The 24118-nt window shown below is 39.2% G+C and carries 26 protein-coding genes and 1 rRNA gene; 8 read left to right on the top strand and 19 right to left on the bottom strand.

What is annotated here, in order from left to right; all coding sequences use genetic code 11:
* Both KUV80_RS17420 and KUV80_RS17415 read right to left on the bottom strand, forming a co-directional pair.
* A 16S ribosomal RNA gene (locus tag KUV80_RS17420) occupies positions 1-97 on the bottom strand; the annotation flags it as partial.
* Positions 98-362: 265 nt separating this feature from the next.
* The gene (locus KUV80_RS17415; RefSeq protein WP_222464003.1) at positions 363-1229 is read right to left on the bottom strand and encodes a nucleotidyltransferase-like protein; all 867 of its coding nucleotides are present in this window, start codon (positions 1227-1229) and stop codon (positions 363-365) included.
* 130 nt (positions 1230-1359) lie between these two features.
* On the opposite strand from KUV80_RS17415, the gene KUV80_RS17410 reads away from it, so the two are divergent.
* Complete coding sequence (locus tag KUV80_RS17410) at positions 1360-1725, top strand: YgzB family protein (RefSeq protein WP_222464002.1); 366 nt, start codon at positions 1360-1362, stop codon at positions 1723-1725.
* Positions 1726-1773: 48 nt separating this feature from the next.
* Here the strand turns inward: KUV80_RS17410 and perR are convergent, their stop codons facing one another.
* The 4 genes from perR to KUV80_RS17390 form a co-directional block, all read right to left on the bottom strand.
* Entirely contained in the window at positions 1774-2205 is a 432-nt protein-coding gene (gene perR / locus KUV80_RS17405; protein ID WP_066286254.1) for a peroxide-responsive transcriptional repressor PerR, read from the bottom strand.
* A 108-nt stretch (positions 2206-2313) separates the two neighbouring features.
* Entirely contained in the window at positions 2314-2862 is a 549-nt protein-coding gene (locus KUV80_RS17400) for a cob(I)yrinic acid a,c-diamide adenosyltransferase (protein ID WP_222464001.1), read from the bottom strand.
* Position 2863: 1 nt separating this feature from the next.
* A complete protein-coding gene (locus tag KUV80_RS17395) occupies positions 2864-3814 on the bottom strand; it encodes a D-2-hydroxyacid dehydrogenase (RefSeq protein ID WP_222464000.1) in 951 nt (316 codons plus the stop codon).
* A gap of 81 nt (positions 3815-3895) precedes the next feature.
* A complete protein-coding gene (locus KUV80_RS17390; protein ID WP_222463999.1) occupies positions 3896-5005 on the bottom strand; it encodes an aminopeptidase in 1110 nt (369 codons plus the stop codon).
* A 139-nt stretch (positions 5006-5144) separates the two neighbouring features.
* Between KUV80_RS17390 and KUV80_RS17385 the strand changes: the two genes are divergently transcribed.
* A complete protein-coding gene (locus KUV80_RS17385) occupies positions 5145-5324 on the top strand; it encodes an H-type small acid-soluble spore protein (protein WP_222463998.1) in 180 nt (59 codons plus the stop codon).
* Positions 5325-5351: 27 nt separating this feature from the next.
* On the opposite strand, the gene bcp is transcribed toward KUV80_RS17385, so the two are convergent.
* From bcp to KUV80_RS17335, 10 genes are all read right to left on the bottom strand, one after another.
* Positions 5352-5822, bottom strand: a complete 471-nt coding sequence (bcp, locus tag KUV80_RS17380) for a thioredoxin-dependent thiol peroxidase (RefSeq protein WP_222463997.1) — start codon at positions 5820-5822, stop codon at positions 5352-5354.
* 61 nt (positions 5823-5883) lie between these two features.
* Complete coding sequence (locus tag KUV80_RS17375) at positions 5884-6300, bottom strand: potassium channel family protein (RefSeq protein WP_222463996.1); 417 nt, start codon at positions 6298-6300, stop codon at positions 5884-5886.
* A 58-nt stretch (positions 6301-6358) separates the two neighbouring features.
* Positions 6359-7096, bottom strand: coding sequence for an ABC transporter ATP-binding protein (locus KUV80_RS17370; RefSeq protein WP_222463995.1), 738 nt, complete (start codon positions 7094-7096; stop codon positions 6359-6361).
* Positions 7093-7911, bottom strand: a complete 819-nt coding sequence (locus KUV80_RS17365) for an ABC transporter ATP-binding protein (RefSeq protein WP_222464010.1) — start codon at positions 7909-7911, stop codon at positions 7093-7095. The genes KUV80_RS17370 and KUV80_RS17365 overlap by 4 nt, the downstream gene beginning before the upstream one ends.
* A complete protein-coding gene (gene nikC / locus KUV80_RS17360; RefSeq protein WP_222464009.1) occupies positions 7911-8672 on the bottom strand; it encodes a nickel transporter permease in 762 nt (253 codons plus the stop codon). The genes KUV80_RS17365 and nikC overlap by 1 nt, the downstream gene beginning before the upstream one ends.
* A gap of 62 nt (positions 8673-8734) precedes the next feature.
* The gene (gene nikB / locus KUV80_RS17355; protein WP_222463994.1) at positions 8735-9673 is read right to left on the bottom strand and encodes a nickel ABC transporter permease; all 939 of its coding nucleotides are present in this window, start codon (positions 9671-9673) and stop codon (positions 8735-8737) included.
* Positions 9673-11196 carry a nickel ABC transporter substrate-binding protein gene (gene nikA, locus KUV80_RS17350; RefSeq protein ID WP_222463993.1) on the bottom strand — a complete coding sequence of 508 codons (1524 nt, stop codon included), beginning with the start codon at positions 11194-11196 and terminating at the stop codon, positions 9673-9675. Before nikA ends, nikB begins: the two co-directional genes overlap by 1 nt.
* Positions 11197-11248: 52 nt before the next feature.
* On the bottom strand, positions 11249-12124 hold the full coding sequence (locus tag KUV80_RS17345) for a DMT family transporter (protein ID WP_222463992.1): 876 nt from the start codon (positions 12122-12124) through the stop codon (positions 11249-11251).
* A complete protein-coding gene (locus tag KUV80_RS17340) occupies positions 12118-13434 on the bottom strand; it encodes an opine metallophore biosynthesis dehydrogenase (RefSeq protein ID WP_338083522.1) in 1317 nt (438 codons plus the stop codon). Before KUV80_RS17340 ends, KUV80_RS17345 begins: the two co-directional genes overlap by 7 nt.
* 45 nt (positions 13435-13479) lie before the next feature.
* The gene (locus KUV80_RS17335; protein WP_222463990.1) at positions 13480-14277 is read right to left on the bottom strand and encodes a nicotianamine synthase family protein; all 798 of its coding nucleotides are present in this window, start codon (positions 14275-14277) and stop codon (positions 13480-13482) included.
* Positions 14278-14515: 238 nt separating this feature from the next.
* Here KUV80_RS17335 and KUV80_RS17330 point away from each other — a divergent pair, with 238 nt between their 5' ends.
* Genes KUV80_RS17330 through KUV80_RS17320 form a run of 3 tightly spaced genes read left to right on the top strand, consistent with a single transcriptional unit; the run spans position 14516 to position 17414 of the window.
* Positions 14516-15559 carry an ArsR/SmtB family transcription factor gene (locus KUV80_RS17330; RefSeq protein ID WP_222463989.1) on the top strand — a complete coding sequence of 348 codons (1044 nt, stop codon included), beginning with the start codon at positions 14516-14518 and terminating at the stop codon, positions 15557-15559.
* A gap of 15 nt (positions 15560-15574) precedes the next feature.
* A complete protein-coding gene (locus KUV80_RS17325; RefSeq protein WP_222463988.1) occupies positions 15575-16501 on the top strand; it encodes an ABC transporter permease subunit in 927 nt (308 codons plus the stop codon).
* Complete coding sequence (locus tag KUV80_RS17320; RefSeq protein WP_222463987.1) at positions 16491-17414, top strand: ABC transporter permease subunit; 924 nt, start codon at positions 16491-16493, stop codon at positions 17412-17414. The genes KUV80_RS17325 and KUV80_RS17320 overlap by 11 nt, the downstream gene beginning before the upstream one ends.
* Before the next feature lie 33 nt (positions 17415-17447).
* Here KUV80_RS17320 and KUV80_RS17315 read toward each other — a convergent pair whose 3' ends face one another.
* Genes KUV80_RS17315 through KUV80_RS17305 form a run of 3 tightly spaced genes read right to left on the bottom strand, consistent with a single transcriptional unit; the run spans position 17448 to position 20040 of the window.
* The gene (locus tag KUV80_RS17315; RefSeq protein ID WP_222463986.1) at positions 17448-18233 is read right to left on the bottom strand and encodes an ABC transporter permease; all 786 of its coding nucleotides are present in this window, start codon (positions 18231-18233) and stop codon (positions 17448-17450) included.
* Positions 18234-18239: 6 nt separating this feature from the next.
* Entirely contained in the window at positions 18240-19031 is a 792-nt protein-coding gene (locus KUV80_RS17310; protein WP_222463985.1) for an ABC transporter permease, read from the bottom strand.
* Positions 19024-20040 carry an ABC transporter ATP-binding protein gene (locus KUV80_RS17305; protein WP_222463984.1) on the bottom strand — a complete coding sequence of 339 codons (1017 nt, stop codon included), beginning with the start codon at positions 20038-20040 and terminating at the stop codon, positions 19024-19026. Before KUV80_RS17305 ends, KUV80_RS17310 begins: the two co-directional genes overlap by 8 nt.
* A gap of 180 nt (positions 20041-20220) precedes the next feature.
* Between KUV80_RS17305 and KUV80_RS17300 the strand changes: the two genes are divergently transcribed.
* The 3 genes from KUV80_RS17300 (at position 20221) to KUV80_RS17290 (ending at position 24099) form a co-directional block, all read left to right on the top strand.
* Complete coding sequence (locus tag KUV80_RS17300; RefSeq protein WP_222463983.1) at positions 20221-21510, top strand: glutamate-1-semialdehyde 2,1-aminomutase; 1290 nt, start codon at positions 20221-20223, stop codon at positions 21508-21510.
* Positions 21511-21709: 199 nt separating this feature from the next.
* Positions 21710-22780, top strand: a complete 1071-nt coding sequence (locus KUV80_RS17295) for an FUSC family protein (RefSeq protein ID WP_222463982.1) — start codon at positions 21710-21712, stop codon at positions 22778-22780.
* A 344-nt stretch (positions 22781-23124) separates the two neighbouring features.
* The gene (locus tag KUV80_RS17290; RefSeq protein ID WP_222463981.1) at positions 23125-24099 is read left to right on the top strand and encodes a nuclease-related domain-containing protein; all 975 of its coding nucleotides are present in this window, start codon (positions 23125-23127) and stop codon (positions 24097-24099) included.
* Positions 24100-24118 lie beyond the last annotated feature (19 nt).

Genomic DNA, 24118 nt, shown 5'->3' with positions numbered 1-24118 from the left:
TAAATCAGAGGAGCAAGCTCCTCATCATTCGCTCGACTTGCATGTATTAGGCACGCCGCCAGCGTTCATCCTGAGCCAGGATCAAACTCTCCATAAAAGTGTTTGACTTGCTCTTGTTTTAATACTGACGGAATTAATTTAATTCCTTACCTATTTCTTTTGTTCAGTTTTCAAAGAACTTAGTGTGATAAAAGCTTGTCGCTCGTTTTGGCGACTTTATTAGGATAACATCTCAAAAATAAGATGTCAACCTGTTTTTTTATCGTGTTTCCCGGCTGCAACATTGTTTCTGTGTGTCGCAGCGACAAGAAATAATATAGCACGATACTCATAAACAGGTCAACACCTTTTTGTAAAAAACTTTATTCTTTAATTGAGTAATACCGGTGGTACAAGTTTTTGCTCTTAGTTTCTCTTTTAATGGTCTTTATATATCCCTTATCTTTTAAGTGTGTCAGAAGCATCGGAAGGTCAATGGCGTAATCCTGCACCTCACTATGTTCCATTAATTCATGATAAGCCCATTCTTCTCTTTCTTTAATAACACCCAATAAATGATTCGCGCCCAGTTTCGTTTTAGACGATAGCGAGAACTCGGATGCAAGAAGAAGCAACTCGATTCGTTTGTCGATCGACTCATCACCTGTGACAAGTTCTTCATATAACTTAAAGATCTCAGGCTGAATTATCTTTACCTGATTCCAAACGGTCACCTCTGGATAATAGCCATGCTCGATAACCGATAAACGCGCCAGATGGTGAAGGGCGTGCATGATGTTGTTAAAAGCATCCAGGTAATGGCCGGAATGAAACAGTTCTTTCCCATCATTATATCGTCTCAAGAGTTTAGCGAACTCAAGTCCAATCTTATGTGTTCTCTCATCAGACGGAAACTCATGCAGTCTGTCCCTTAACCCTGTTATGTACTCGTTGCGATTAAACAGAACCTTTCCATTCATAACCCAGTCCACAGCTCTTTTATTCGTTCCAAGCATGAGCCATGAATTTAACAGCTCTTCTGTTACGATATGAAGCGCAGCGGAACCTGATTGAAACTCATAATGTTTAATCATCCACGAACGATCTGATTCTTTTACTATTATAAGTAGAATACAGTCGAAGTGATCGGTTCCAGGGCTAAAAGGTTTGTTCTTTTCTACAAATAATACACCTAACGTGTTTTCGTTGCTTGCTCTCTCTTGATAAAGGGGGCGTAAAATATCTTCCATGAAGGTCATCTCCCATATTAACAAAATCCTGTGTCTAATCATTCAACATCAAATAATGAAATCCTTTTTCTTTTCTAGAGAGTTCATATGTTATACTAATGAACGTGTAAAGAACGTAGGAGGGACAGGTATGATAAAGTATACGAGTAAAATTAATAAAATACGTACGTTTGCTTTAAGCCTAGTGTTTATAGGTATAATCATCATGTATGCTGGCCTGTTTTTCAAGACAAGTTTTGTTGTTATGTCCATTTTTATGGTTGTCGGGTTTCTAGCCACTATCGCAAGTGCTGGAGTTTACTTTTGGATTGGCATGATTTCCACCCAGGCAGTTCAAGTGGAATGCCCCAATTGCGGAAAAGTCACTAAAGTATTGGGCAGGGTTGATGCTTGCATGTCCTGTAACCAGCCGCTTACAATGGATAAAAGTCTTGAAGGCAAAGATTTTGATGAAAAATATAATTCGAAACGTGAAATGCGTAAAGAAAATAGATAAAGCTGACATTCCGTTATGGAAGTCAGCTTTTTTCATATCATCCTATCATTAATGTTTTCTTTTGCAGTCGGGGCACACTCCGTAAATTTCCATTCGGTGCCGGCCTACATCAAACCCTGTAACTGATTCAGCGAGGCTTTCCACTTCATCTAAACCAGGGTAATGAAAATCTACAATCTTCCCGCAAGAATCACAGATAATATGGTAATGATCTGTTGTTACGCAATCAAACCGGCTTGAGGAATCTCCATAAGTTAATTCTTTAACAAGTCCTGCTTCTTTAAAGACACGGAGGTTATTGTAGACGGTAGCCACACTCATATTTGGGAATTTTCCTTCCAACGCCTTGTAGATTTCATCGGCTGTCGGGTGGGACATCGATTGAATTAGATGCTCTAAGATAGCATGACGTTGAGGTGTAATACGTACACCTGCTTCTTTTAAATTGTCGATCGCAGCATTTATTTTAGCACTAGACATCGTCATGCACCTCATTTCTTTAAGAGTTATTACTTTATAATTGTTATAATTAGTCTACTTGGTATCTACAGGTTTTGTCAATTGCAGTGTATGGAAGATAGCGCTTTTTTATGAATTTTCTTCGTGTAAAACAGGCTCATGAACCTTCATCTGATCATTTGCATATCGTGCAGCTACAAATAAAAAGTCAGAGAGTCTGTTTAAGTAAGACAATACAAGTGGATTGACTCCTTCAACACCTACAGCAAGCCGCTCTGCACGACGTGCAATCGTTCGAGCTGTATGAAAAGCACTTCCAGAAGGTGATCCGCCAGGCAATATAAACTGCTTTAACGGTTTTAATCCATCTTGCCAACTATCGATTGTTTTCTCTAAAAAATGAATGTCTTCTTCTTTTAACTTCCAAGACACTTCTTTTCCTGAAGGTGTTGCCAGTTCAGCCCCTACATGAAAAAGAACAGTCTGAACCCTCTGCATGACATTTGTTGCTTTTTTTGCCCATTCTTCTTGCGGCAACAGACTTACACCAAGTCCTATCATACTGTTTGCTTCATCACAGGTACCATAAGCTTCTACTCTTATATCGTTTTTGGATACCCGCTCGCCAAAGATTAAAGATGTTTTCCCTTTATCACCAGTTTTTGTGTAAATTTTCATTTTAATACCCCCGCTCATATGGAATGATATTATTCATGTTCTTAAACATGCCTTTTTTATATAAGATAAGATTTTCACTAAAAATCTTGATTGCTCTTTCCTGATACTGTGGAGATATCCCTGATAAATGAGGGGTCACCGTAACATTCTCCATATCCCATAATGGACTCTTTTCTGTTAGAGGTTCTGATTCAAACACATCCAAAACGGCATGTGCTATTTTGTTTTCCTGAAGTGCACGTATAAGTTCACTTTCTACTATCGTTGTTCCTCGTCCAATGTTGATAAGAACAGCTGTATTCTTCATACGCGAGAATGCATCAGCTCCTATCATGCCTGTTGTTAAGGGTGTAGATGGCAGCACATTCACAATAAAATCACTTTCTTCAAAAAGTTTGTTAATTCCTTCTTGATCGACGATGATACCAAAGTTTTGTACAGGTCTTCCGCTTCTATTAAAACCCATCGTCTTCATGTGAAATGCTTTTGACAGCCTGGCAATTTCTTCTCCGATTGCACCTGCGCCTAAAATACCTACTGTTTTACCAGATATCTCAGTCATCGGTACTTTACGGTCCCAAAGATGCTCTTTTTGATTTTTCATCAGCTCTTTTGCTTTTCGGGATACTTGCCGCATCATTGATAGCGTATATTCTGCCATTGGTGTTTTGTGTATTCCTCTTGCATTTGTAATCAGAATGTTTTTATTCTGAAGTGCTTCGAAAGGCATTTTATCTAGACCAGCAGAGATAACCATCACCCACTTTAGGTTTGTTGCCTTGTTTATCAATTCGGCCGTTAAGTCTTCTCCATATGTAATTAAAATTTCCGCTTTCTCAAGATCTACAATCGCTTCTTTCATCTTGTTATAAAAACGAAACTCTGCTTGCTGGAACTTCTTTTGAAGCATTATTTTCACTTCATCCTTAAGACGTGCACTTGAAAGTATCATGAAGAAACACCTTCTCTTTTTAAGATTTAATAAAAAAAGAAAAAGCGGGACAATGCATCCCGCAATGATCTTATATGCTGTTTATTTTAAGTTTTCAGGATTTAAGCCTTGTAATTCAGGCAAGACGAACAATCCATCTTTACGGATTAAAACATCATCAAAATAGATTTCGCCTCCACCATATTCAGGGCGCTGAATCAGTACCATGTCCCAGTGGATGCCTGATTCGTTTCCGTTGTTTGCATCTTGATAAGCTCTTCCTGGGGTGAAGTGAATGCTTCCGCAAATCTTTTCATCAAATAAGATATCTCCCATCGGATGCTTGATAAGCGGATTGACTCCGATTGCAAATTCTCCGATATATCGAGCACCTTCATCGGTATCAAAGATTTCGTTAAGTTTCTCTGTATTATCTGAAGTAGCCTCAACGATTTTCCCGTCTATAAACGTTAAACTTACATTATTAAATGTTGTTCCATGATATGGACAAGGCGTGTTATACGTAATTTTCCCGTTCACACTGTCTTTTACTGGTGCCGTAAATACTTCTCCATCAGGAATATTATTTTCACCTGCACACATTACCGCCGGAATGCCTTTAATTGAAAACGTTAGATCTGTTCCAGGTCCTGTAATGCGCACCTTATCCGTTCGTTCCATTAATTCGTGCAATGGCTTTTGAGCTTCAAGCATTGCTTTATAATCTACGTTGCATACATCAAGCAGAAAATCGGTAAATGTATCTAAGCTCATTTTAGCCATCTGTGCAAGACCAGGTGTCGGGTAATTCAACAACACCCATTGACGGTCGTTAATAATCAAGTTTTGCACAGGTTTAGCTAATTCACTTTTCATTTGAAAAATATCACTTGGGATTTCAGAGAATTCTGCATCATTTTGTTTACATTGAATGGATATGTAAGCATCAATGTCTTCTATTCGTGCAAGATCCCATTTCGTTTGTGGTTCAGTATGTTCTTTTGAAGATCCCATCATCAATACTCGTGAAATTTCTTCATCCACTAACTGAACGTATGGGAATGCTCCCAATTTATAGGTTTCTTGAACCAGTTCTTTTACGAGCGGTTTTCCAGAAACAAATGATGAAATAAGAACTTTTTGACCTTTTTCAAGTTTAAGCGAATGCGTTAACAATGTTCTAGCAAGAGTAGTTAAACGGTTATCTCTCATTAGGTAGCCCCCCTATATATGTTATAAAATTCACATAATTATATTTTATCACGCGTAAGTCTTCCTGCCTATTTTTAAAAGCCAAAAGCATATTTACCCTATCTTCGCTGCATAATAAAAGGCGTGGAGGTGATAACCTATGAATACATCACGCGCTCAACAGATCATTGAATCAGAAAAAGAAATCGAAGTTTTACATAATGGGACGCCGGTTTGGCTTCAATCAGTAGACGAAAACAATCAAACGGCTAGAGCTTATACGAGAGAACAGCCGGATAATGAAATGGACATCCCGGTGAATGAATTGCAAGAAAGCTAAAAAGCCCTGACGATACAGGGCTTTTTTCTATGTTAGATTTTCTTTTATGTAATTCAATGCGTCCTCTACGTGATCTTTCACTTTCACTTTTCGGTATTCTTTTGCCACAATTCCTTCTTTATCAATGATAAAAGTGGATCGTTCTATTCCCATATATTCTTTGCCAAAGTTTTTCTTCAGCTTCCAGACATCATACAACTTGGCAACCTTATGTTCCTCATCTGCTGCTAGTAAAAACGGCAAGCCATGCTTCTGAATAAAAGTATCATGACGCGTTAAAGGATCTGGACTAATTCCGATAATCACCGTATTCTGCCCTTCAAAATCAGCATGCCTATCTCTAAAATCACAGGCTTGTGTAGTACATCCCGGTGTCATATCTTTCGGGTAAAAGTACAGAACTACATTTTTCCCTTTAAAATCCGATAACTGAATTTCCTGGCCGTTGCTTGCTGGCAGCTTAAAATCTGGTGCTTTTGTTCCTGCTTCTACTTGCATCATTTGCCTCCTTAAAAATAGTTCTGTTTTAAGGGTAGCCGATTTCCGTCTTCTTCAACAACTATTTTGCCATTTTGTTATGATGGATAACCGATGAAAGGACAAACGCGATCGGCAGCAGATAACCGATCAATGCTTGAAATGCGGCAATCCACCTTCCTGCCCCAACCGGTACGATGTCACCATATCCAACCGACAAGATGGTTGTACTGCTAAAATAAATGCATGCTTCTAGAAAGGAAAGGAAATCACTTTGATTCCATTCCATTTTAATAACGGGGTATCCCATTAAAGACAACAGCGCATAGATCAAACCAAAACCTGAAATGATTGTCCCATAAACGATAAATAAAATGAGTAAATGACTCGCAGGCATCAAGTGTTCTTTTATGCCGGGATGCTTAAACAGCATCCAAATGCTCCGAAAGATTACCCCTGCACTTACCAGTAATAAGAAGATTAATGTGATCTGTCCCATCCATTCCACCTCCATACATGATATGAAATGATCGGTCAGAATAGGACAGACTGACAAGCTACGATTCAAAGACCGCAATAAGCTGCTGAGTGCAGGGATGCCTCTCTTCCGAAAACAGTTCTTCACTTGCAAAGTGTTCTACGATCTTTCCACGCTGCATGATCGCAATTCGCTGACTCATAAAACGAACAGCTGCTAGATCGTGTGAGATAAATAAATACGAGAGCCCGAAATCTTCTTGCAGATCTTTTAGTAGATTTAATATATTTGCTTGTACAGATACATCTAGACTTGAAGTAGGTTCATCTAGAATGATTAGTGAAGGTTCAACACTGATTGCCCTAGCGATACTTATTCTTTGTTTTTGGCCGCCGCTAAGCTGGTGAGGATAGGCATCTAGATAGCTTCCAGGAATATCGACCAGCTTTAGTAAAAATTCCGCAGTTTTTCGTCTGTCTTCCCGAAAGTGTGATAAAAATGAAGGATATGCTATTTTACCACCATCCAGCGGTTCCATTAAGGAGTCGATTACTTTCAATTTCGGATTTAAAGAGGCTGATGGATTTTGAAAGACAGCCTGCATAGTTCCGTTACGCATTATTTTTCCTATATCCTGAGATTCTATAGCCAGCAAGCAGCGTGCCAGTGTACTTTTTCCGCTCCCGCTCTCTCCTGCTATTCCAAGACACTCCCCTTTTTTTACTGTTAGTGAAACATCATCGAGTGCCAAATGACCACATTTATATCGTTTTGATAATCTTTCAGCTTCAATTACCGTCTCAGAAGGAATACTCAAATTGCCTCCTCCTTCTTATACCCCGTATTTAACCTATGCGGCACATTACGCAAAGGAGGCACAGAGGCCAATAATTGTTTCGTATATGGATGTTCTGGACTTTCGAAAATCTCCTTCTTCGATCCGTGTTCTACTATTCTTCCATGCTTCATAACGGAAACGGTTTCCCCATATTTTTTTACGAGTCTTAAATCATGTGTAATAAAAAGCACTGCGCAATTCGTCTGTTTCTGAAGATCTTGAATTAAATCCAAAACGGTTCCTGATGTAAGACTGTCTAATGCGGTCGTAGGTTCATCCGCAATTAATAGTTTTGGTTCTAAGATAGCGCTCATCGCAATTACAGCACGCTGGACCTGCCCCCCACTCAATTGAAAAGGGTAGCTGTTCAACGTTCGTTCTGCTTGTAAACCAACGCGATGTAAAATCTGCGAAATTTTCTCTTTTCGTTCACTTTTGGTCCAATCCGTATGAGTATATAGCAACTCATCAAACTGTTTACCAATCTTCATAAAGGGCGTTAACGCTCCTTGATAATCTTGAAAGATATAGGCAATTTCCTTGGCTCGTTTTTTTCGTAATTCCTTTTCTGCCAAGCTTGTCAATTCTGTGCCCTTAAACTTAATGCTTCCTGACTGAACCTCAAGCTCTGATGGTAAAAGTCTACCGATTGAAAAGGCTGTCACACTTTTTCCACTCCCGCTCTCTCCAACAAGGGCATGCCATTCACCCGCTTGAAGTTCAAGGTTCACGTTGTCTACAATTTTAGAATCCACATGATTAATGCTTAGATTTGAGATGGTTAAAAGCGGCATCATATCCCTACTTTCTTGCTTTTTACATCAAACTTGTCTCGCAAGTAATCGCCTAGCAAGTTAGACATCAACACAAACAACATGATGGCAAGACCCGGAATCACCATTAATAATGGCGCATTATAAAAAAATGCTTTTCCTTCGTTTAACATAGATCCCCATTCAGCAGTAGGCGGCTGTGCACCGAGTCCGATATAAGAGAGTGCCGCTATCATTAAAATAATTTTACCTAGATCAAGTGTAGCAAGAACCAAAACGTTTCCCATAATATGCGGGATCATATGCTTTTTTAGGATTTGAAAAGAACGTAACCCGTTAATTTTAGCCAGCAACACGTACTCTTTATGCTTTTCTGTGATTACCGTGCTCCGGACCAAGCGGGTATATCCAACCCACTTCACGATAACAATTGCAAAAATTAAATTGAACATACCCGGACCTAACAATCCGCTCAGTACAATCGCAAAAATATAATCCGGAAAAGCCATAAAAGCATCTACAATCTTCATTAATACCCGATCAAATCTGCCCCCGATGTAACCAGAAAAAAGTCCGATAGGTATGCCAATTAGTAGTGAACACATTAATATGAGTAAACTTGTGCCTACCGTTGTTCTCGCACCTACTAAGATTCTTGAAAAGATATCTCGGCCCAGGTGATCAGTCCCCAGCCAATGCTCTGAGCTGATGGGAAGCAGCCGTTCCTTCATGGTGACATGGTTAGGGTCATATGGCGCAATATATGAAACGGAAACGATCATAAGCACGAAACTTACTACTAAGAGTCCGATAATAGATTTTGGGTGACGCAACAAGAATTGATTCACGAGCGTCCCTCCTTTAACCGGACTTCCGGGTTAAGATACCGATAAGAAACGTCGATCAAACTATTAATGACCGTAACGAATAAACCCATGAACAGAATGTAGCCTTGAATAATCGGAAAATCTCTTCTTACGATCGCTTCCACTACGAGCTTTCCAATGCCTGGATAAGAGAAGAGAACTTCGATAATGACAGTACCTCCAAGTAAACTGCCTAAAGATACGCCGAATAATGTAATAACTGGAACAAGACAATGGCGGAATGCATGAAAAAAGAAGATTCTTCCGTTGCTTAGCCCTCGTGCTTTTGCAGCTCGTATAAAGTCTTGCCCTAAGCTCTCGAGTAGGCTTGAGCGAAGCAATCTTACATAAACCGCTGCCATCGCAATTCCTAAAGTAAGAGCTGGCAGGATTAGGTGCTGAATCGTTCCCATTCCCATGGAAGGCAGCCAACCAAACTTAACCGAAAATAACTGAATAAACAATAAACCGAGCCAAAAACTTGGAACCGAAGCTCCAAATAAGGCAAACATTCGGCTAACATGATCAATCCATGTGTTTTTATATAGAGCCGAAATCGTACCGATTGGAACTGCGATAATGGTCATGACGAACAATGATGTAACCGTGAGAAGGATTGTTGCAGGAAGCTTCTCTATTAGTTCTTCAATTACTGGTTGTTTTGTCATATGTGAATTTCCGAGATCTAACTTTATAAACTGTAGTAACCATTTTCCGTATTGAATAACTAGAGGATCATTAAAACCCAACTCTTCCCGCAGTTCATTTATCCTCTCTTCTGAAACGGCTACATCATCGATGTTTAAGATGTAGCGAACCGGATCACCTGGTGCGAGCTTCATAAAAGCAAAACTGATAAACGAGAGCAAAAGTATAAAAAGTACCAGCTCCATCAATCTTGAAGAGAAGCGTTTCATTACTTCTTCACGTCAACATCTTTTGTTAAGATGTAATATTCACTTTTACTAAGCTTCCAATTTAGAACATCATCGCTGTAAGCTGCAAAATTGTTCGGGTGCACGATAAACGAATGAAACCTGTTTTTATCGATTAGAGAAACAGCTTCTTTTGCTAACTTATTGCGTTGTTCTTCATTTAAAGTCCTATTCAATTCTGTAATCTTGCTCGTAAGCTCTTGGTTATTAATACTTCCGGGATTGATTGCTCCGCCTTCCATGTAAGCCGTATTTAAGAAAAAACTCGCGTCTCCACGAGGAGAAGTGATCAGGCTGTATGTGGCAAGGTCCCAATCCTCTTTTTTGGCCATGTACTCATCAATGTTTTCCACTTGCTGAATCTCTATTGTTATCCCCAGCTGTTTTGCTTCTGATTGAAGCATTTGAGCCATAAGAGGTAATTCAGGACGATAGGAATACGTTAATAGTTTAAAAGACAGAGGTTTTCCGTTCTTCAACACTTTGCCGTTTTTCAGTTGAAACCCAGCATGCTCAAAATGTTTCATTGCCTTCTCGATTGAAAATTCTTTTTTATCGTAAGATGGTGTGAACGGAAATGCTGATAAAAATGGCCCCTCTGCCCGTTCTGCCTGTCCTGCCATCACACTGCTGGCTACTTCTTCTCGATCAATTAGATAATCAAACGCTTTTCTTACATGCAAGTTCTTCAAATTTTCATCTTTCGTGTTATACATCAAAAGGTGTGTACGGAAACTTGGAGCAATATCAGTTTTAATGGAAGAATCGTTCTTCAAACTCTCCATGCTTTCAATGGAAGGACGGTAAACGATATCTGCATCACCCGATTGAAGAGCTAAGGTACGAGCGTTCGCATCTTCATTAAACGTAAAGGTCGCTTTTGACAGCTTCGCTTTTCCTGCCCAATATGCATCATACCGCTCAAGTTCCAGCTTGTTTCCTGGTGAGAATGAAGCAGTTTTAAAAGGGCCTGTTCCAACTGGTTTCTCCTCTATATCTTTTTCATCAGCATCAAGGATTGCTGTATTCGGATGTACAAGTTCTGATGGGAAATGTGGCAGCGGTTCATTTGTAACGATTTTAAGCTGTTGTCCGTCTGCTTTCATTTCTTTAATATTTAAGGCTGTTTTCATCGCCTCACTCACTTCTATGTTTCTTTCCAACGATTTCTTTACTGCTTCTGCATCTAACTTTTCTCCATTTTGAAACGTAACGTTGTTTCTAATTTTAAAGTTCCATGTATGCCCTTTGTCTGTTGTTGTCCATGATTCGGCAAGCCATGGTTCTATTTCCATTTCTTCATTGATCTTAACAAGTGTTTCATTCACTCCCGCTCTCACTGCCGTGTAATTCAGGTGTGGATCCAGTGTCTCACTAGGAAAGTTGGAAAGGAAAGTAAGTTCTTTTACCTTTGGGTTGCCGTCATCCTCTTTAGCATTGGAAGAACAAGCGGATAAACCAAGTGATAACAATAAGATTAAAGGTAAACTGTATTTTTTTAACAAAATATAACATCCTCCTAAATAGTAATTATTACGATTTGAATTCTAAAAAAATTTAACCCTTCATTAATTTTACGCTCTTTATTCTTCCTTCCACTTCTTTTCTTCTAGATAGGAGCACACACGCTGTAACGATTAGCATTCCTCCTGTAACCGTTTGAGCGTCAGGAATCTCCGCCCAGAACAAAAAGCCCCACATAACATTGAACACAATTCCGATATATCTTGTAATCTCAACCACTATCACGTTTTCATGTGTAAAGGCACTTGTTAAAAAGAGCTGGCCTAAGAGAGAAACTGCACCAATACAGATTAGGTATAAAAGGTCTATTGGTGTCGGAACAACAAACTCGTTCCACATTAAGGGAACACTCACGACAGTCCCTGTTACCAAAAAGTAGAATACAATCTCATATGCATGATGCTTCTTACTTAAATAGCGAATGGAGGTTGCTGCACATGCGGCAAAAAAGGCACTTAGAATACCAATAAACGCAAACATAGAATACGTAGAAAAATGCTGCGGCTTAATAAGCATGACTGCTCCTAACACCACAAGAGGCATCAGATAGAGCAAGATTTTAGGCATTCTCTCTTTTAAGAAGATACTCGCTAAAATCACAGCAAAAAATGGTGACAGATGTGCTAGTATACTAGCATCTCCTAATGGGATTTTTGAAATCGTATAAAAATAAGCCAATAAATAAAGAGCTCCGAAAACGCCTCGTACAGCAAGCATCGGTACACCTTTCTTTGAAAAAGCGACTCTTTTTTTCTTCATCATGAAATAGATGATTATTGTCCCAATCAAACTTCTAAAAAAAACAGATTCAGCATAAGGAATTGTTAAACTCACTTCTTTTACAAGAGCATTCATAATACTAAATACAAAAGAAGATAGAACTGCAAGAATAACACCGTTTTTCAACATTTCATTCCTCTTTCCTTCATGATTGCTTCTATATCATGATTTGAAGTATCTTGAAATGCTTCTCGTGAAAAGCTTTCGCTCCCAAGGATTCCCTCTACTTTTTCATATTCAGCTTCAAAATTCACAATCAGCTCCTTAGTCTTAGGCATATTGATTCCGATTTGTTGTCCTACTCCATAAAGGACCTTTAATTTTTGATAGTCTTCAAATGGGATACGAGGCAACCTCCATTTTCCTTTGTAATCTTTATCCGATTTTTTATAAGGTACTCTAGAAAAATCAAAGTATCTACCATCTTCATCGGGTTCTGAAAAAGGGTCGATCAAAATGGAAGCATACCGTATATAAAGCAAATATTCCTGTTTTGTTTCCTCATATTCTACGAATCGCTCTATATCATTTCTGGAAAGACATTCTTCGGGTACCGGATAATTATCATCGTTCAAAAATTTCAGCAAGTTGATCGGTTCTCCATCAAGCTTCTCTACTAAACGGGAGATTTCTTTCCATAACGTAACCATTTGTTTAATCACATGCTGTGTGATTGGACCTTCTGGATAAAGTTTGTACATGAATTTTTTAGGAGAATCACTTAAATGAAAAACTTCTTTTAAAGTAAAGCTATTCATGAACAAAGGAGGATGCACATATGTCGTAATGTTCCTGCACTCTGCAGCTACTGGTGTGTCTACCTTTACTCCATCAACTCCAACAGATTGTAAAAATTGTAGAAGAACGTTTAACATCATGCTGTCTTGTCTTGAAGAACCTATATAAACACGTTTCTTAAACGCTTTTGTATGGGCTACAAGCACAGAACCTGGACCCTTTAGCTTTGTTGCTGCAAAGTATGTGGATAAACTAATTACTTCTACTTTATTTCTTTCGTTAAGATAACTTTTTACGAGTGAATTTGAACCGATGTTCGGTGAAAGAAGAATAATCGTTTTCAAACGGTGCCATCTTGTTAGCTGTAGCGTGGTCATAACATCTCCGTAACTGCTGCATGGTGTACAAAGAATAAGCGTATCCCACATGTCGGTTATAAGACTTGCATCATCATAAAATTGATCGATCTTTGCCCTTCCAGCATACAAGCCTGAATGTTCTCCCTGAATCGTCAGGGCTACTTCATTATGATTGCAGGCTAGTTCCTCTCTAACTCTTGCGGCATGAATTCCAGGTCTATTATACAATCCGATTTTTTTGCTCCATCCTTTGGAAAGCTGAACCGCAATCTGTATTCCTGCTGGCCCCGCTCCTGCTATAAGCGTATTTCCAAATTCATTTTTAGGAATTTCTGTTTGCACACGTACCTCACTTTCTAAAGAACACTGTCTATCATTAAGCATCTCTTAAACCACTACTTTGCCCTTTTCTAATATCACGGTGTCATATATGCCTTCAGTGCTGTCTGACTTTATAATGCTCCAATCTTTATAGAGATCCATTTCCATTGGATAATTAAAAATAGACTTTAAGCCGTTTCCATATCTAACAATTACTTTTGTTCTTGTTTGAATACAACATTCTAGATCTTGTAGAACTTCAAGCTTGTTCTTCACGAGTGAAGCTACGATGACATGTGTTGCTTTTTTAACAAAAGGTACGTCTTTTAAACACTTGTTTGAAAACGTCACTCTTGAATCAAGACCTGTCAGTTCTGCTATCTTCATACCCATCTCAACTGCTTCTTTATCAATGTCTAAACAACACACTTCTGCATTTTTCTCACTTGCAATCGTTAATGCAGAAACTGGAAAAGCACCCGATCCTATAAAAAGGACTTTAGATTGACTGGTGATGGATAGATCTTCAAGTTCTTGTTTTACCGATTTTGACAATGTCGTTATGTACTTGCTAACGTTTAAATCATGATTACATGACCTTTTGCTTTGGAACTTCTCCATATCGCATAATGCACGAACAGATGCTTCCCTAACTTTCTCTGCCCAAGAAACAATGTCTTCGTCCTCTCCCCACTGTTCCCAAAGAGTCACGTTTTCTTTATTTGTCATAAAAAGATGAAGACTATCAAGTTTAATTTTAAGCAGATCGAAGCATTCCTCGCATTCCCTCGCAAAAACAGATAATTCCTTAATTTCATACTCTAGCATTTTTAACGAGAGCAACAATTGAAATCTCTTTTTCACTAGATCCTCCTTTTATGAATCGATTCACAAATCGTAATAATTACGATTTAAATTTTATACTACCACCCTATATAATCTCCGTCAATAACACTTTTGGACTAATAGAATAGAATTATTTTTATTGACTTTACTCTTGGATACATGTAAATTATTTGTAATTTTGGAATTATTAATAACTGATTAGAGGTATATCTAATTAATATTAGTTGAAGGAAATTCAGAAAGGATGGTTTTTAATATGCAAGTTTTGGTGGATTTTTCTCCATTTAACGAAATGATGATCAGCCTGCATGTGATTCAGAATCCTTCCCATCATCCATATAGAAAAGCTTGGGCAGAACGGGCTCAAGAAAAGTTACCAAAAGAATTGTTGTTTACCATAAAAGAATGGGGTCCTCACTTTTATGATTGGATGTATTTTATTAACATCCGAAACGAATTTCGATTTAACGAGGATTCTGTAGAAGAAGCAATCACCATGCTCAGCAAAGTGCCGGATCTTTCATTTGCTCACATGCTGCTAGGAGAAAAGTACAGCATGGAGTCTTTATTGAAGTGGAAAAACAGCCCTGCATCTGCACCCTTCCATGCATTTGAAAAAGAAGTCCTATTAAAAACAGCAAGTTGGAAACGAAAGTTGAATGATTTTTTCTATGATTACAATCGCTATATGTTTGCCGAAGAACTTTTTCGAATTACACCCTGGATCTCAAGAGCAGCTGACAACTTTCATAAAGAGCTAAAGACTTCGAAAATCGCAGTGTTGAACAGCATTCATCCTGATATTACGGTATCAGCAGAACATATTAAGATTAAAAAAAATGAAGTGTACACCTTTTCGTTTAAAGATTTTCCTACGTTAATCATCCAACCCTCTACATATGCCACACCACACGTTATGCTTTGCTGCAACGATGACCGCGTTGCCATTGCGTTGCATGTAGCTGTCCCTGACTCAGAAAAAGACAATGAGCCTCCTGAAGATCTGATTTCATTGTTAAAAGTTTTAGGCGAACCTACACGTTTGAAGATTTTGCAAGATGTTCTTCATCATCCATACAGCACAAAACAGCTTGCTTTCAAATACGGTTTGACAGAAGCCACTGTTTCTAGTCATCTAAAACTTTTACTCTCATGCGGGTTGGCAGAAACTCAAAGAAGAGGCTATTACGTGTTTTATACAGGAAAACGAGAACGGTTAGAATCTCTCAGAACAGAAGTTGCTCAGTTTATGCAGCAGCCCGTCTTAGATGAATATATTTATACTCCGGATTTAACGTAAAAAGGAGAGTCTGTTATGAGAATTATGTTTTCGATAGGTAAACAAGTTGCTTTACTAGTTGTGTGTATCGTTCTGTTGTCATCAACCCCCTCTCTTCTTGCGGGAAAAAGCGGGATAGCTTTAAGCGTCACACGTTATGTCCAAACCGTTTTTGATGTACTAAAAGGTCTCTTTAGACCAGACTTGCAAACTCTTTATACGCATACTCAACATCTCGCTTTTCCTCGAATACCTGTTAACCGTTCAGTTGTTTTTTTAAATGAGATTACGGAAAGACCTTTGTTCCCCGAAATATGGGACAGCATTCTATATACGTTATCGCTGCTGCTCTTTAGTTTTGCAGTCGCTTTCCTTGCAGCCGTTTTGTTAGGATGGGTAACCGAACTTCTGCCTTCTGCTTTTAAAAAAGGGATTATACGTGCTACTGATCTGCTTGAGGCTTTACCTGATCTCTTCTTTGTTTTTTGCATTCAGCTCGCTGTTGTTTGGATATATAAAAAAACCGGATGGCTTGCTGCTAATCCTTTTACCTCGAGTAAAGAGCCTTCTTTCTTTTTACCCGTAATCGCTTTAAGTCTCGTTCCGGCCATCTATCTGTTCAGAATGCAGCTCGTCTTATCACAGACCGAAATACAAAAGGACTACATCACCTTTGCACGTTCAAAAGGCATCTCAAGACGAAAGATTATCTTTCATCACCTTTTAAGAAACACATTGCATGAACTAAGTATCCATCTTCCGTTTATCATGCTTCTTCTTTTTAGCCAGCTCGTTGTAATAGAATATCTTTTCAATATGAACGGAGTAATCGGAATTCTTTTGAGTGATCAGCGACCAGAAACGAGAGCGATGCTGCTCTTGCTTATTGTCCTGCCTCTGTATGGAACAATAAAAGCGATTGAGCTTATCGTAAGGAAAGTGAGGAATCCATATGCTGCGTAAAATTCACGCTTACCATATAGGGGTAATTTTATTAGGATGTTTATTGTTAATCAGTATTTCACTGCCTTTAATAACAACAGAACCACCCGTTCAACCCTTTTTATATAAAGATAATGGAGAGCTGCTTTCCATTCCCCCACTTCATCCGTCTCAAGATCATCTTCTTGGAACTGACAGGAATGGAAAAGATCTTTTATATGCATTGATTGAGGGAGCAAAGTACACGATTATTTTTGCAGGTGTCGTTACTCTGTCTAGAATGATCATCTCACTAGTTGCTGGATTACTGTTTAAACGTTTGTTTATGAACAGTTGGTTTGGAGGCTTGCTGCAAGGATTTCAATATGTCCCGCAATCCCTTATCGCACTGCTTATCTTATCTCCGCTTCTTTTTTATGAACTCAGAACTGAATCTGTCTTATCGTATAATGAAACACTCTTAATTCAACTGATCGTTCTTGTTGCAACAGGTGTTTTTCCGCTTGGAAAAATAATCGCAGAGACAGCCCAGTCGTTATCCAGGTATGAATATGTAACGTGCGCTAAACATATGGGAGCATCATCTATACAAATTATTATGCGTCACATTTTCCCTCATTTATTGCCCCGCCTTTTTGTCATATGCGGCAGACAATTTGCACAGGTACTTACTTTAATGCTCCACTTAGCGATCTATCATCTATTTATAGGTGGCATCATGATTTCATCAGGACAGGAGCATGATCAGTTCAACAACTACAATACTCTTTCAAACGAATGGACAGGATTAATCAGTATGTATCATCGTGAACTCATGCTAGATCCATTTGTAATCATGTTTCCCGTAACCGCTTATACTCTATTGATCCTTTCTGTTAACGTTATGACAAAAAGCCTGGAGAAGACCGTCAGCAAAAGGCTGTTCTATTACTAACAAAAACCGCTCTCCACTGGAGAACGGTTTTCTTTAGTTTCCTGCACCTCTATATTTCGTTACCCCTACATTCCAAAGGGTAACGGAAATCATGAAAAAGACAAGTCCAACAACAGGTGTTAAAAAGGCATACGTATACCACTCTTCACGCTCTAAAAAGTAGGATGAAGGATATACACCTACAAAAGCGAAAGGTAAAATCCACGTTAATACATATTTAATGATTTTATTATAAATATCTACAGGATATCGCCCATAATTTCCAATGTTGTACATCATCGGCATAATATCTGTTCGTGAATCCGACCAGAATCCGATTGATGCAAGACTGATGAAGATGCCGGCATAAACGAGTGCACCACCTAGTACAAGGAGAATGAAAATGAATGGATCGTACCAGCTGATCTCAAGTCCTAGTCTTCCACCTGCATAAAACATGACGACTAATCCTGTAACCGCTCCAAACAGCGATTCAAGCTCCATGCGCTCAAGTACTATTTGAAACAGGCTGTGTACAGGCCTCGTTAAAATGCGGTCCATCTCCCCTTTTACAATATAACGATCCGTAAAATCCCATATATTAAAGAACGATGCGAAAATAGAAAATGGCACGAGGAAGAATCCGTAGATGAAGATCATCTCATCCTTGCTCCACCCTGCCAGTAACGAGGTATGACCAAACACAACCAGAATGAATACAAGGTTTACCGCCTGAAACAGGAAATCTGAAAAGATCTCGACCACCATATCGGCACGGTAAGTCAGTCTTGTTTTTAAATATTGACCTACATATTGAAAAAAGATCGAAATATTGCCCATAGCTGACTACCCCCCTTGTACCACGAGCTGACGTTTAGCTATAATCCACAACACATATACAGGAACGATTAAAAGAAGCGACCAAAACGCTTGATTGATCAATGCCTCAACGATTTGTGACCCTTTGAACCCTTCTGTAAAAATCATGCTCGGAATATAACTGATTCCTTGAAACGGCAGATAGCTCATAATATTTTGTGCCCACATCGGATAAAAACTGAGTGGTAGAATCAATCCTGAAAATAAATCGATGACCACACGCTTTGCTCGGATCAACCCATCATTATTAAATAAGAAGAAGGTCGCAATGCCCGCGAGCAAGTTAATTTGAGTATTAATAATAAAACTGAAAATGATAGAGATAAAAAAGAAAAACCAGGTCGCTGCATTTGCCGATAGTTCCACAGGAAAAACAATCCATACGATGACCATCCCCGGTACTGAGAAAAAGAGCAGCCGGAAGATTCCTTCTCCTAGTCCTTGCATCATCTTCATATTTAAATAAGGATAAGGACGTACCATCTCAACAGCTACTTTCCCTTCCTTGATCTCCATCGCAATTTCTCTGTCTATGTTATTAAAATAAAAGGCTCGGGCCATCCATGCGACGGCGATATAAGTAGTCATCTGAGTAATAGAAAGGCCTTGGATGTTTTCCTTGCCCCCATAAATCGCACTCCACAAGAAGTAGTACGCCCCTATATTAATGCTATATATTAAAATTCCACTGTAATAGTTGGTCCGGTAAGCAAGCATCATTAAAAAGCGGATGCGGATCATCTCAATGTACTTACCCATGACGAACAGCACCTTCTACATAAATGTTGCGGATGATTTCTTCTGTCGAGATCTCAAGAATCTTTAGATCTGCAATTTTTTTAGCTGCTGTTACTTTTCCGATAACTCCGGAGATCACCGTTTCATCAGTATCTACCGAGGCTACCCAAATAAGCTCACTTTCTCCCTGTTCCCATACAACCAAATGATCTCTTGTTAAGCTCTGCAATTCTTCCAGTGTTGCTTTTTCACTAAACTGAAACTGAATTTGCTTACCTTCTGCCCAATTTTCACGCAGCTCTTTTAGCGGTCCATCATAAATGATCTTTCCTTCATCAAGCATAACGACCCGCTCACAAAGCGCTTCAATATCTGAAAGATCATGAGTGGTAAGGAGAATAGTCGTCCCATACTTTTCATTGATCCGTTTTAAAAACTCACGAATCTTTAATTTCACAAGAACATCAAGACCAATCGTAGGCTCATCTAAAAACAATAAGGGTGGATTGTGAATGAGCGCAGCCGCCAGCTCACAGCGCATTCTTTGTCCAAGTGATAGCTTTCGGACAGGCTTATCTAAGAGTGGTCCGATATCTAGCGTTTCGATAACATCCTTCATGTGTGCTTCATATTGCTCATCTGGCACATTGTAGATTTTCTTTAATAGACGAAATGATTCCTGTACCGCAATATCCCACCAGAGCTGTGAACGCTGTCCGAAAACAACACCGATCGTCTTTACGAATTTTTCCCGTTCTTTATGAGGATTCATTCCATTTACGACAATCTTTCCGTCAGTCGGAGTAAGGATACCCGTTAACATTTTAATAGAAGTAGACTTACCTGCTCCGTTCTCACCAATATATCCAACCATCTCTCCTCTTTTAATAGAAAATGAGATATCATCAACAGCAGTTTTGATTGTATAATTTCGTGTAAAAAGATCACGAAATGCTCCCTTTAAACCTTGTCGGCTTGAATAGGACTTAAATTCTTTCTTTAAGTGTTGCACTTCTATAATATTTTGCATGAGTGAAGCCTCCAAATAAAAACATATTCCTTTTTAACAGAAATTTGAACACTCCGATAGTGTATCCTATTCACCTTCTAAAACTCAAATAGTTGAGAGCTATAGCACGGTTTTCTATACCTGTTTCCTTTCGTTATTCATGCTACAATACTAATTGATTGAAGTTAAGGAGGAATAGATATGATTCACACTCGCTCAGAAGCTCTCTATGATGAAGCTCTTTTACATATTGTTGGTGGTGTCAACAGCCCTTCCCGCTCCTTTAAGGCAGTTGGGGGTGGCGCACCTGTTTTTATGGAACGTGCTCAAGGCGCCTATTTTTGGGATGAGGACGGTAATCGGTATATCGATTATTTAGCTGCATATGGTCCTATTATTACTGGACATGCTCACCCGCATATTACAAAAGCGATCGTAAAAGCTGCGGAAAACGGCGTTCTATATGGAACACCGACTTCACTTGAAGTGAAATTTGCAAAAATGCTAAAAGAGGCTATGCCTGCTATGGATAAAGTGCGTTTTGTAAACTCTGGTACAGAAGCGGTCATGACAACGATACGTGTCGCACGTGCTTACACAGGCCGTGATAAAATCATTAAATTTGCCGGCTGCTACCACGGACATTCAGACTTAGTGCTCGTTGCCGCAGGTTCAGGACCATCTACACTCGGAACGCCGGATTCTGCGGGCGTTCCAAAAAGTATTGCTCAAGAAGTGATCACAGTCCCATTTAATGATGTTGAAGCTTATCGCACAGCAATGGAAAAATGGGGCGATCAGGTTGCAGCTGTTCTTGTGGAGCCGATCGTCGGAAACTTCGGCATCGTCGAACCGAAAGAAGGATTCTTACAAGCGGTTAACGATATTACGCATGAGCATGGCGCACTTGTTATTTACGACGAAGTAATTACAGCATTCCGTTTCATGTACGGTGGTGCTCAAGATCTGCTTGGTGTAAAACCGGATATGACAGCGCTAGGAAAGATTATTGGCGGTGGACTCCCCGTTGGAGCATACGGCGGCAAGAAAGAGATCATGGAAAAAGTAGCACCGCTCGGACCGGCCTATCAAGCGGGAACGATGGCAGGAAATCCTGCTTCCATATCAGCCGGAATCGCTTGTTTAGAAGTATTACAGCAAGAAGGTGTGTACGAGGAAATGGATCGTTTAGGCGCGATCTTGGAAAAAGGTTTGTTAGAGCAAGCGGCGAAACATAACGTTGTCGTCACCATCAACCGCTTAAAAGGCGCATTGACTCTTTATTTTACAGATGAAAAGATAGTGAATTATGAGCAGGCAGAGGCAACGGACGGCGAAATTTTCGGACGTTATTTTAAACAGATGCTTAATGAAGGCATCAACCTTGCCCCTTCTAAGTATGAAGCGATGTTCTTAACAACAGCTCATACGGAAGAAGACGTTTTGGCAACAATTGAAGCAGCAGGAAGAGCGTTCAGCCGATTATCATAAGATTATAGAATCCGTCCCCGTACGGATTCTTTTTTAGTTTTTGGGAAAAACAAGTAATATATAGTAAGATTACTTCATACGGTATGAAAGCTGTATATTTCACAATTTGTTAACATACCTTTACTTGATAAAACAAGAGAAACAGTTTATAGTGTTTGAGATTATTAACATTTTTTTTGAGAAAGGAATTATCGCAGTTATGAAATTAGGAGCCCGAATGATAAAAACGGGTCTAGCCATATCGTTATCCATCTACTTGGCGATGATGTTTCAATTGGATGAGCCGGTGTATGCCGCGATTGCTGCAACATTTGCAATTCAGCCTTCCATTTACCGATCGTATCAAACGATCTTGGAACAAATCCAAGGTAATCTTGTAGGTGCTATATTTGCCATCATTTTTGTTATATTACTTGGTAATAACCCGTTTGTTATCGGATTTGTCGTCGTACTTGTTATTGCAGCGAACTTAAAGATGAAAATTGAGAAAACGATCCCGTTATCCATCGTTACGGTTATTGTAATCATGGAAAGCCACACCGAAAACTTTATTGGTTTTGCGATTGACCGTTTTCTGCTTATCATGCTTGGTGTCTTTTCAGCGTTTTTAGTGAATCTCGTTTTCATGCCGCCAAAATACGAGACGAAATTATATTATAAAATCTCAGGTCATACCGATGAGATCATTAAATGGATCCGCATGATCACAAGACACGCTTCAGATCACAGTGCGATTAAAGAGGATTTGAACCATCTCAAGGAAAATCGTTTTAAGATGGATCAATACTATTTACTCTATAAAGAAGAACGCACCTATTTCAGAACCAACAAATATTCAAAAACACGAAAGCTCGTCTTATATCGTCAGATGATCCAAACGACCAATAAAGCGCTGGAGTTATTGAAGAGTCTTCACAGCCACGAGAACGAATTGCACAACATGCCAGAACCTCTTCAGGAACTTATTCAGTTAAAGCTTGACGGCTTAACGAACTTCCATGAGCAGATGCTATTAAAGTACACAGATAAAGTAAGAGCACAGCATACATTAGACATGGATGTTGAAATCAGCAAAAAATCGCTCATGACCTGCTTTATGAGCTATTACAACAGTCCTGAAAATGAAGAATGGATTCAGCTATTTCCTGTTTTCGCGTTAATCATTGATTACAGCGACCAGCTCGAACACCTGAACACATTAGTAGAAAGCTTTAAAAACTATCATCAGGACGACAGCGAAGTCCAACTGAATCACCGAATAGAAGACTAAATAAGGAGACCAACCTTTCTAAGTGAAGGTTGGTTTTTTTGTGTGTTGTGAGCGTTGAGGCGTGTGTTGGCGTGTAGAGGTGGTGTATGTTGGCGTGTGGTGGTGCGTGTCGGTGTATGTCGATTTATGTCTAAATGTGTAGACTCGTGGATAAACACCAAAAACTTTCGGATTCACCGATAAAACTTTTGGATTCAACCCCATTTCTTGTGGATTCATAGGCAATATATTAGGATTCAGTCGTTTTCAACAGCGAAATTAAGAATCCTGCCTTTTGCCTCCAACGCAATCATGCGGCAAAATGAAGGTCTCCCAATGCCACAAAAATAAAAGGAGGCGTTCATATGAAAAAGCAGAGGAAAATACCCATTTTTATTACTAAATTATCTAAATTGGTCAGGAGAATCCCTCCTACTCACCTAAGGAAGCATGAATTTCAAGAGCAGTTGCGTAATCATTCTTCCGGGTTTAAAGGTGAACAATCTCTGGAGTATTTTTATCGGTATCTTCCTAAAGATGTTCAATTTCTACATGGGCTCCGTATTCTGGATGATGATTATTTTTTCCAGATGGACACAATCCTTATTACGCCCAGTTTCATTACGATCCTTGAGATCAAATATATGGCTGGCCACCTTTTTTTTGAAGATCAGTTCTACCAGTTCATTCGGACACATAACGGCAAAGAAGAAGCTTTTGCCAATCCGATCGACCAGGTCCACCGACAAAGATACCATCTTTCTAAGATTCTCAACCAAAATAAAATTGCATCTGTTCCTATTGAGACACTAGTCGTCATGACGCATCCATCCGCGATCATAGAATCCACCCCAACCTATAAAGAAGCGGCTGAAACCATAATTAAAAGCTCCAGTCTGAAACAAAAATTCGAAAGCCTGGCAAAAAAGCACCCCACTCCTATACTTACAGAAAAAGAAGTAAAGAAAATAGTAAAACTCCTTTCAAAATTAAGCTCCTCATACGACCCTGATATTTGCGAACTTTTCCAAGTACAAAAGAATGAACTCTTAAGAGGTGTGTTTTGTCCAACTTGCGCACATTCCATCATGAGATATGAATGGGGAAAGTGGCATTGTGCTACATGCTATACCTCATCAAAAACCGCTCATATAGAAGCTTTACAAGATTATGCGCTATTAATCTCGAAAAGAATTAAGAATGATGAGTGCGCATACCATTTGAACTTGTCTTCGAGCAGCCAATCCTATCATCTTCTTCGTTCTTTAAATCTGCCTTCATCAGGCACTAATCGATCACGCCATTATCATCTTGAATCACTTCTAGAAAAAAACAAATAAAAAAAGAAGCTTGGCCAAA

The sequence above is a fragment of the Fictibacillus nanhaiensis genome, from assembly GCF_019801215.1.
Lineage (GTDB): Bacteria > Bacillota > Bacilli > Bacillales > Fictibacillaceae > Fictibacillus > Fictibacillus nanhaiensis_C.
This window is presented reverse-complemented; position numbering and strand designations above follow the sequence as displayed.

Bases quoted from the DNA above. Each gene is read 5' to 3' on its own strand.
- KUV80_RS17295 (WP_222463982.1), top strand. From the start codon at position 21,710: ATGAAATTAGGAGCCCGAATGATAAAAACGGGTCTAGCCATATCGTTA.
- bcp (WP_222463997.1), bottom strand. From the start codon at position 5,822: ATGCAAGTAGAAGCAGGAACAAAAGCACCAGATTTTAAGCTGCCAGCA.
- KUV80_RS17330 (WP_222463989.1), top strand. From the start codon at position 14,516: ATGCAAGTTTTGGTGGATTTTTCTCCATTTAACGAAATGATGATCAGC.
- KUV80_RS17400 (WP_222464001.1), bottom strand. From the start codon at position 2,862: ATGAAAATTTACACAAAAACTGGTGATAAAGGGAAAACATCTTTAATC.
- KUV80_RS17410 (WP_222464002.1), top strand. From the start codon at position 1,360: ATGATAAAGTATACGAGTAAAATTAATAAAATACGTACGTTTGCTTTA.
- KUV80_RS17385 (WP_222463998.1), top strand. From the start codon at position 5,145: ATGAATACATCACGCGCTCAACAGATCATTGAATCAGAAAAAGAAATC.
- KUV80_RS17345 (WP_222463992.1), bottom strand. From the start codon at position 12,124: ATGTTGAAAAACGGTGTTATTCTTGCAGTTCTATCTTCTTTTGTATTT.
- KUV80_RS17365 (WP_222464010.1), bottom strand. From the start codon at position 7,911: ATGCCGCTTTTAACCATCTCAAATCTAAGCATTAATCATGTGGATTCT.
- nikC (WP_222464009.1), bottom strand. From the start codon at position 8,672: ATGATCGTTTCCGTTTCATATATTGCGCCATATGACCCTAACCATGTC.
- KUV80_RS17310 (WP_222463985.1), bottom strand. From the start codon at position 19,031: ATGGGTAAGTACATTGAGATGATCCGCATCCGCTTTTTAATGATGCTT.
- perR (WP_066286254.1), bottom strand. From the start codon at position 2,205: ATGTCTAGTGCTAAAATAAATGCTGCGATCGACAATTTAAAAGAAGCA.
- KUV80_RS17415 (WP_222464003.1), bottom strand. From the start codon at position 1,229: ATGGAAGATATTTTACGCCCCCTTTATCAAGAGAGAGCAAGCAACGAA.
- KUV80_RS17300 (WP_222463983.1), top strand. From the start codon at position 20,221: ATGATTCACACTCGCTCAGAAGCTCTCTATGATGAAGCTCTTTTACAT.
- KUV80_RS17290 (WP_222463981.1), top strand. From the start codon at position 23,125: ATGAAAAAGCAGAGGAAAATACCCATTTTTATTACTAAATTATCTAAA.
- KUV80_RS17325 (WP_222463988.1), top strand. From the start codon at position 15,575: ATGAGAATTATGTTTTCGATAGGTAAACAAGTTGCTTTACTAGTTGTG.
- KUV80_RS17305 (WP_222463984.1), bottom strand. From the start codon at position 20,040: ATGCAAAATATTATAGAAGTGCAACACTTAAAGAAAGAATTTAAGTCC.
- KUV80_RS17320 (WP_222463987.1), top strand. From the start codon at position 16,491: ATGCTGCGTAAAATTCACGCTTACCATATAGGGGTAATTTTATTAGGA.
- KUV80_RS17315 (WP_222463986.1), bottom strand. From the start codon at position 18,233: ATGGGCAATATTTCGATCTTTTTTCAATATGTAGGTCAATATTTAAAA.
- nikB (WP_222463994.1), bottom strand. From the start codon at position 9,673: ATGAAACGCTTCTCTTCAAGATTGATGGAGCTGGTACTTTTTATACTT.
- KUV80_RS17375 (WP_222463996.1), bottom strand. From the start codon at position 6,300: ATGGGACAGATCACATTAATCTTCTTATTACTGGTAAGTGCAGGGGTA.
- KUV80_RS17390 (WP_222463999.1), bottom strand. From the start codon at position 5,005: ATGAGAGATAACCGTTTAACTACTCTTGCTAGAACATTGTTAACGCAT.
- KUV80_RS17395 (WP_222464000.1), bottom strand. From the start codon at position 3,814: ATGATACTTTCAAGTGCACGTCTTAAGGATGAAGTGAAAATAATGCTT.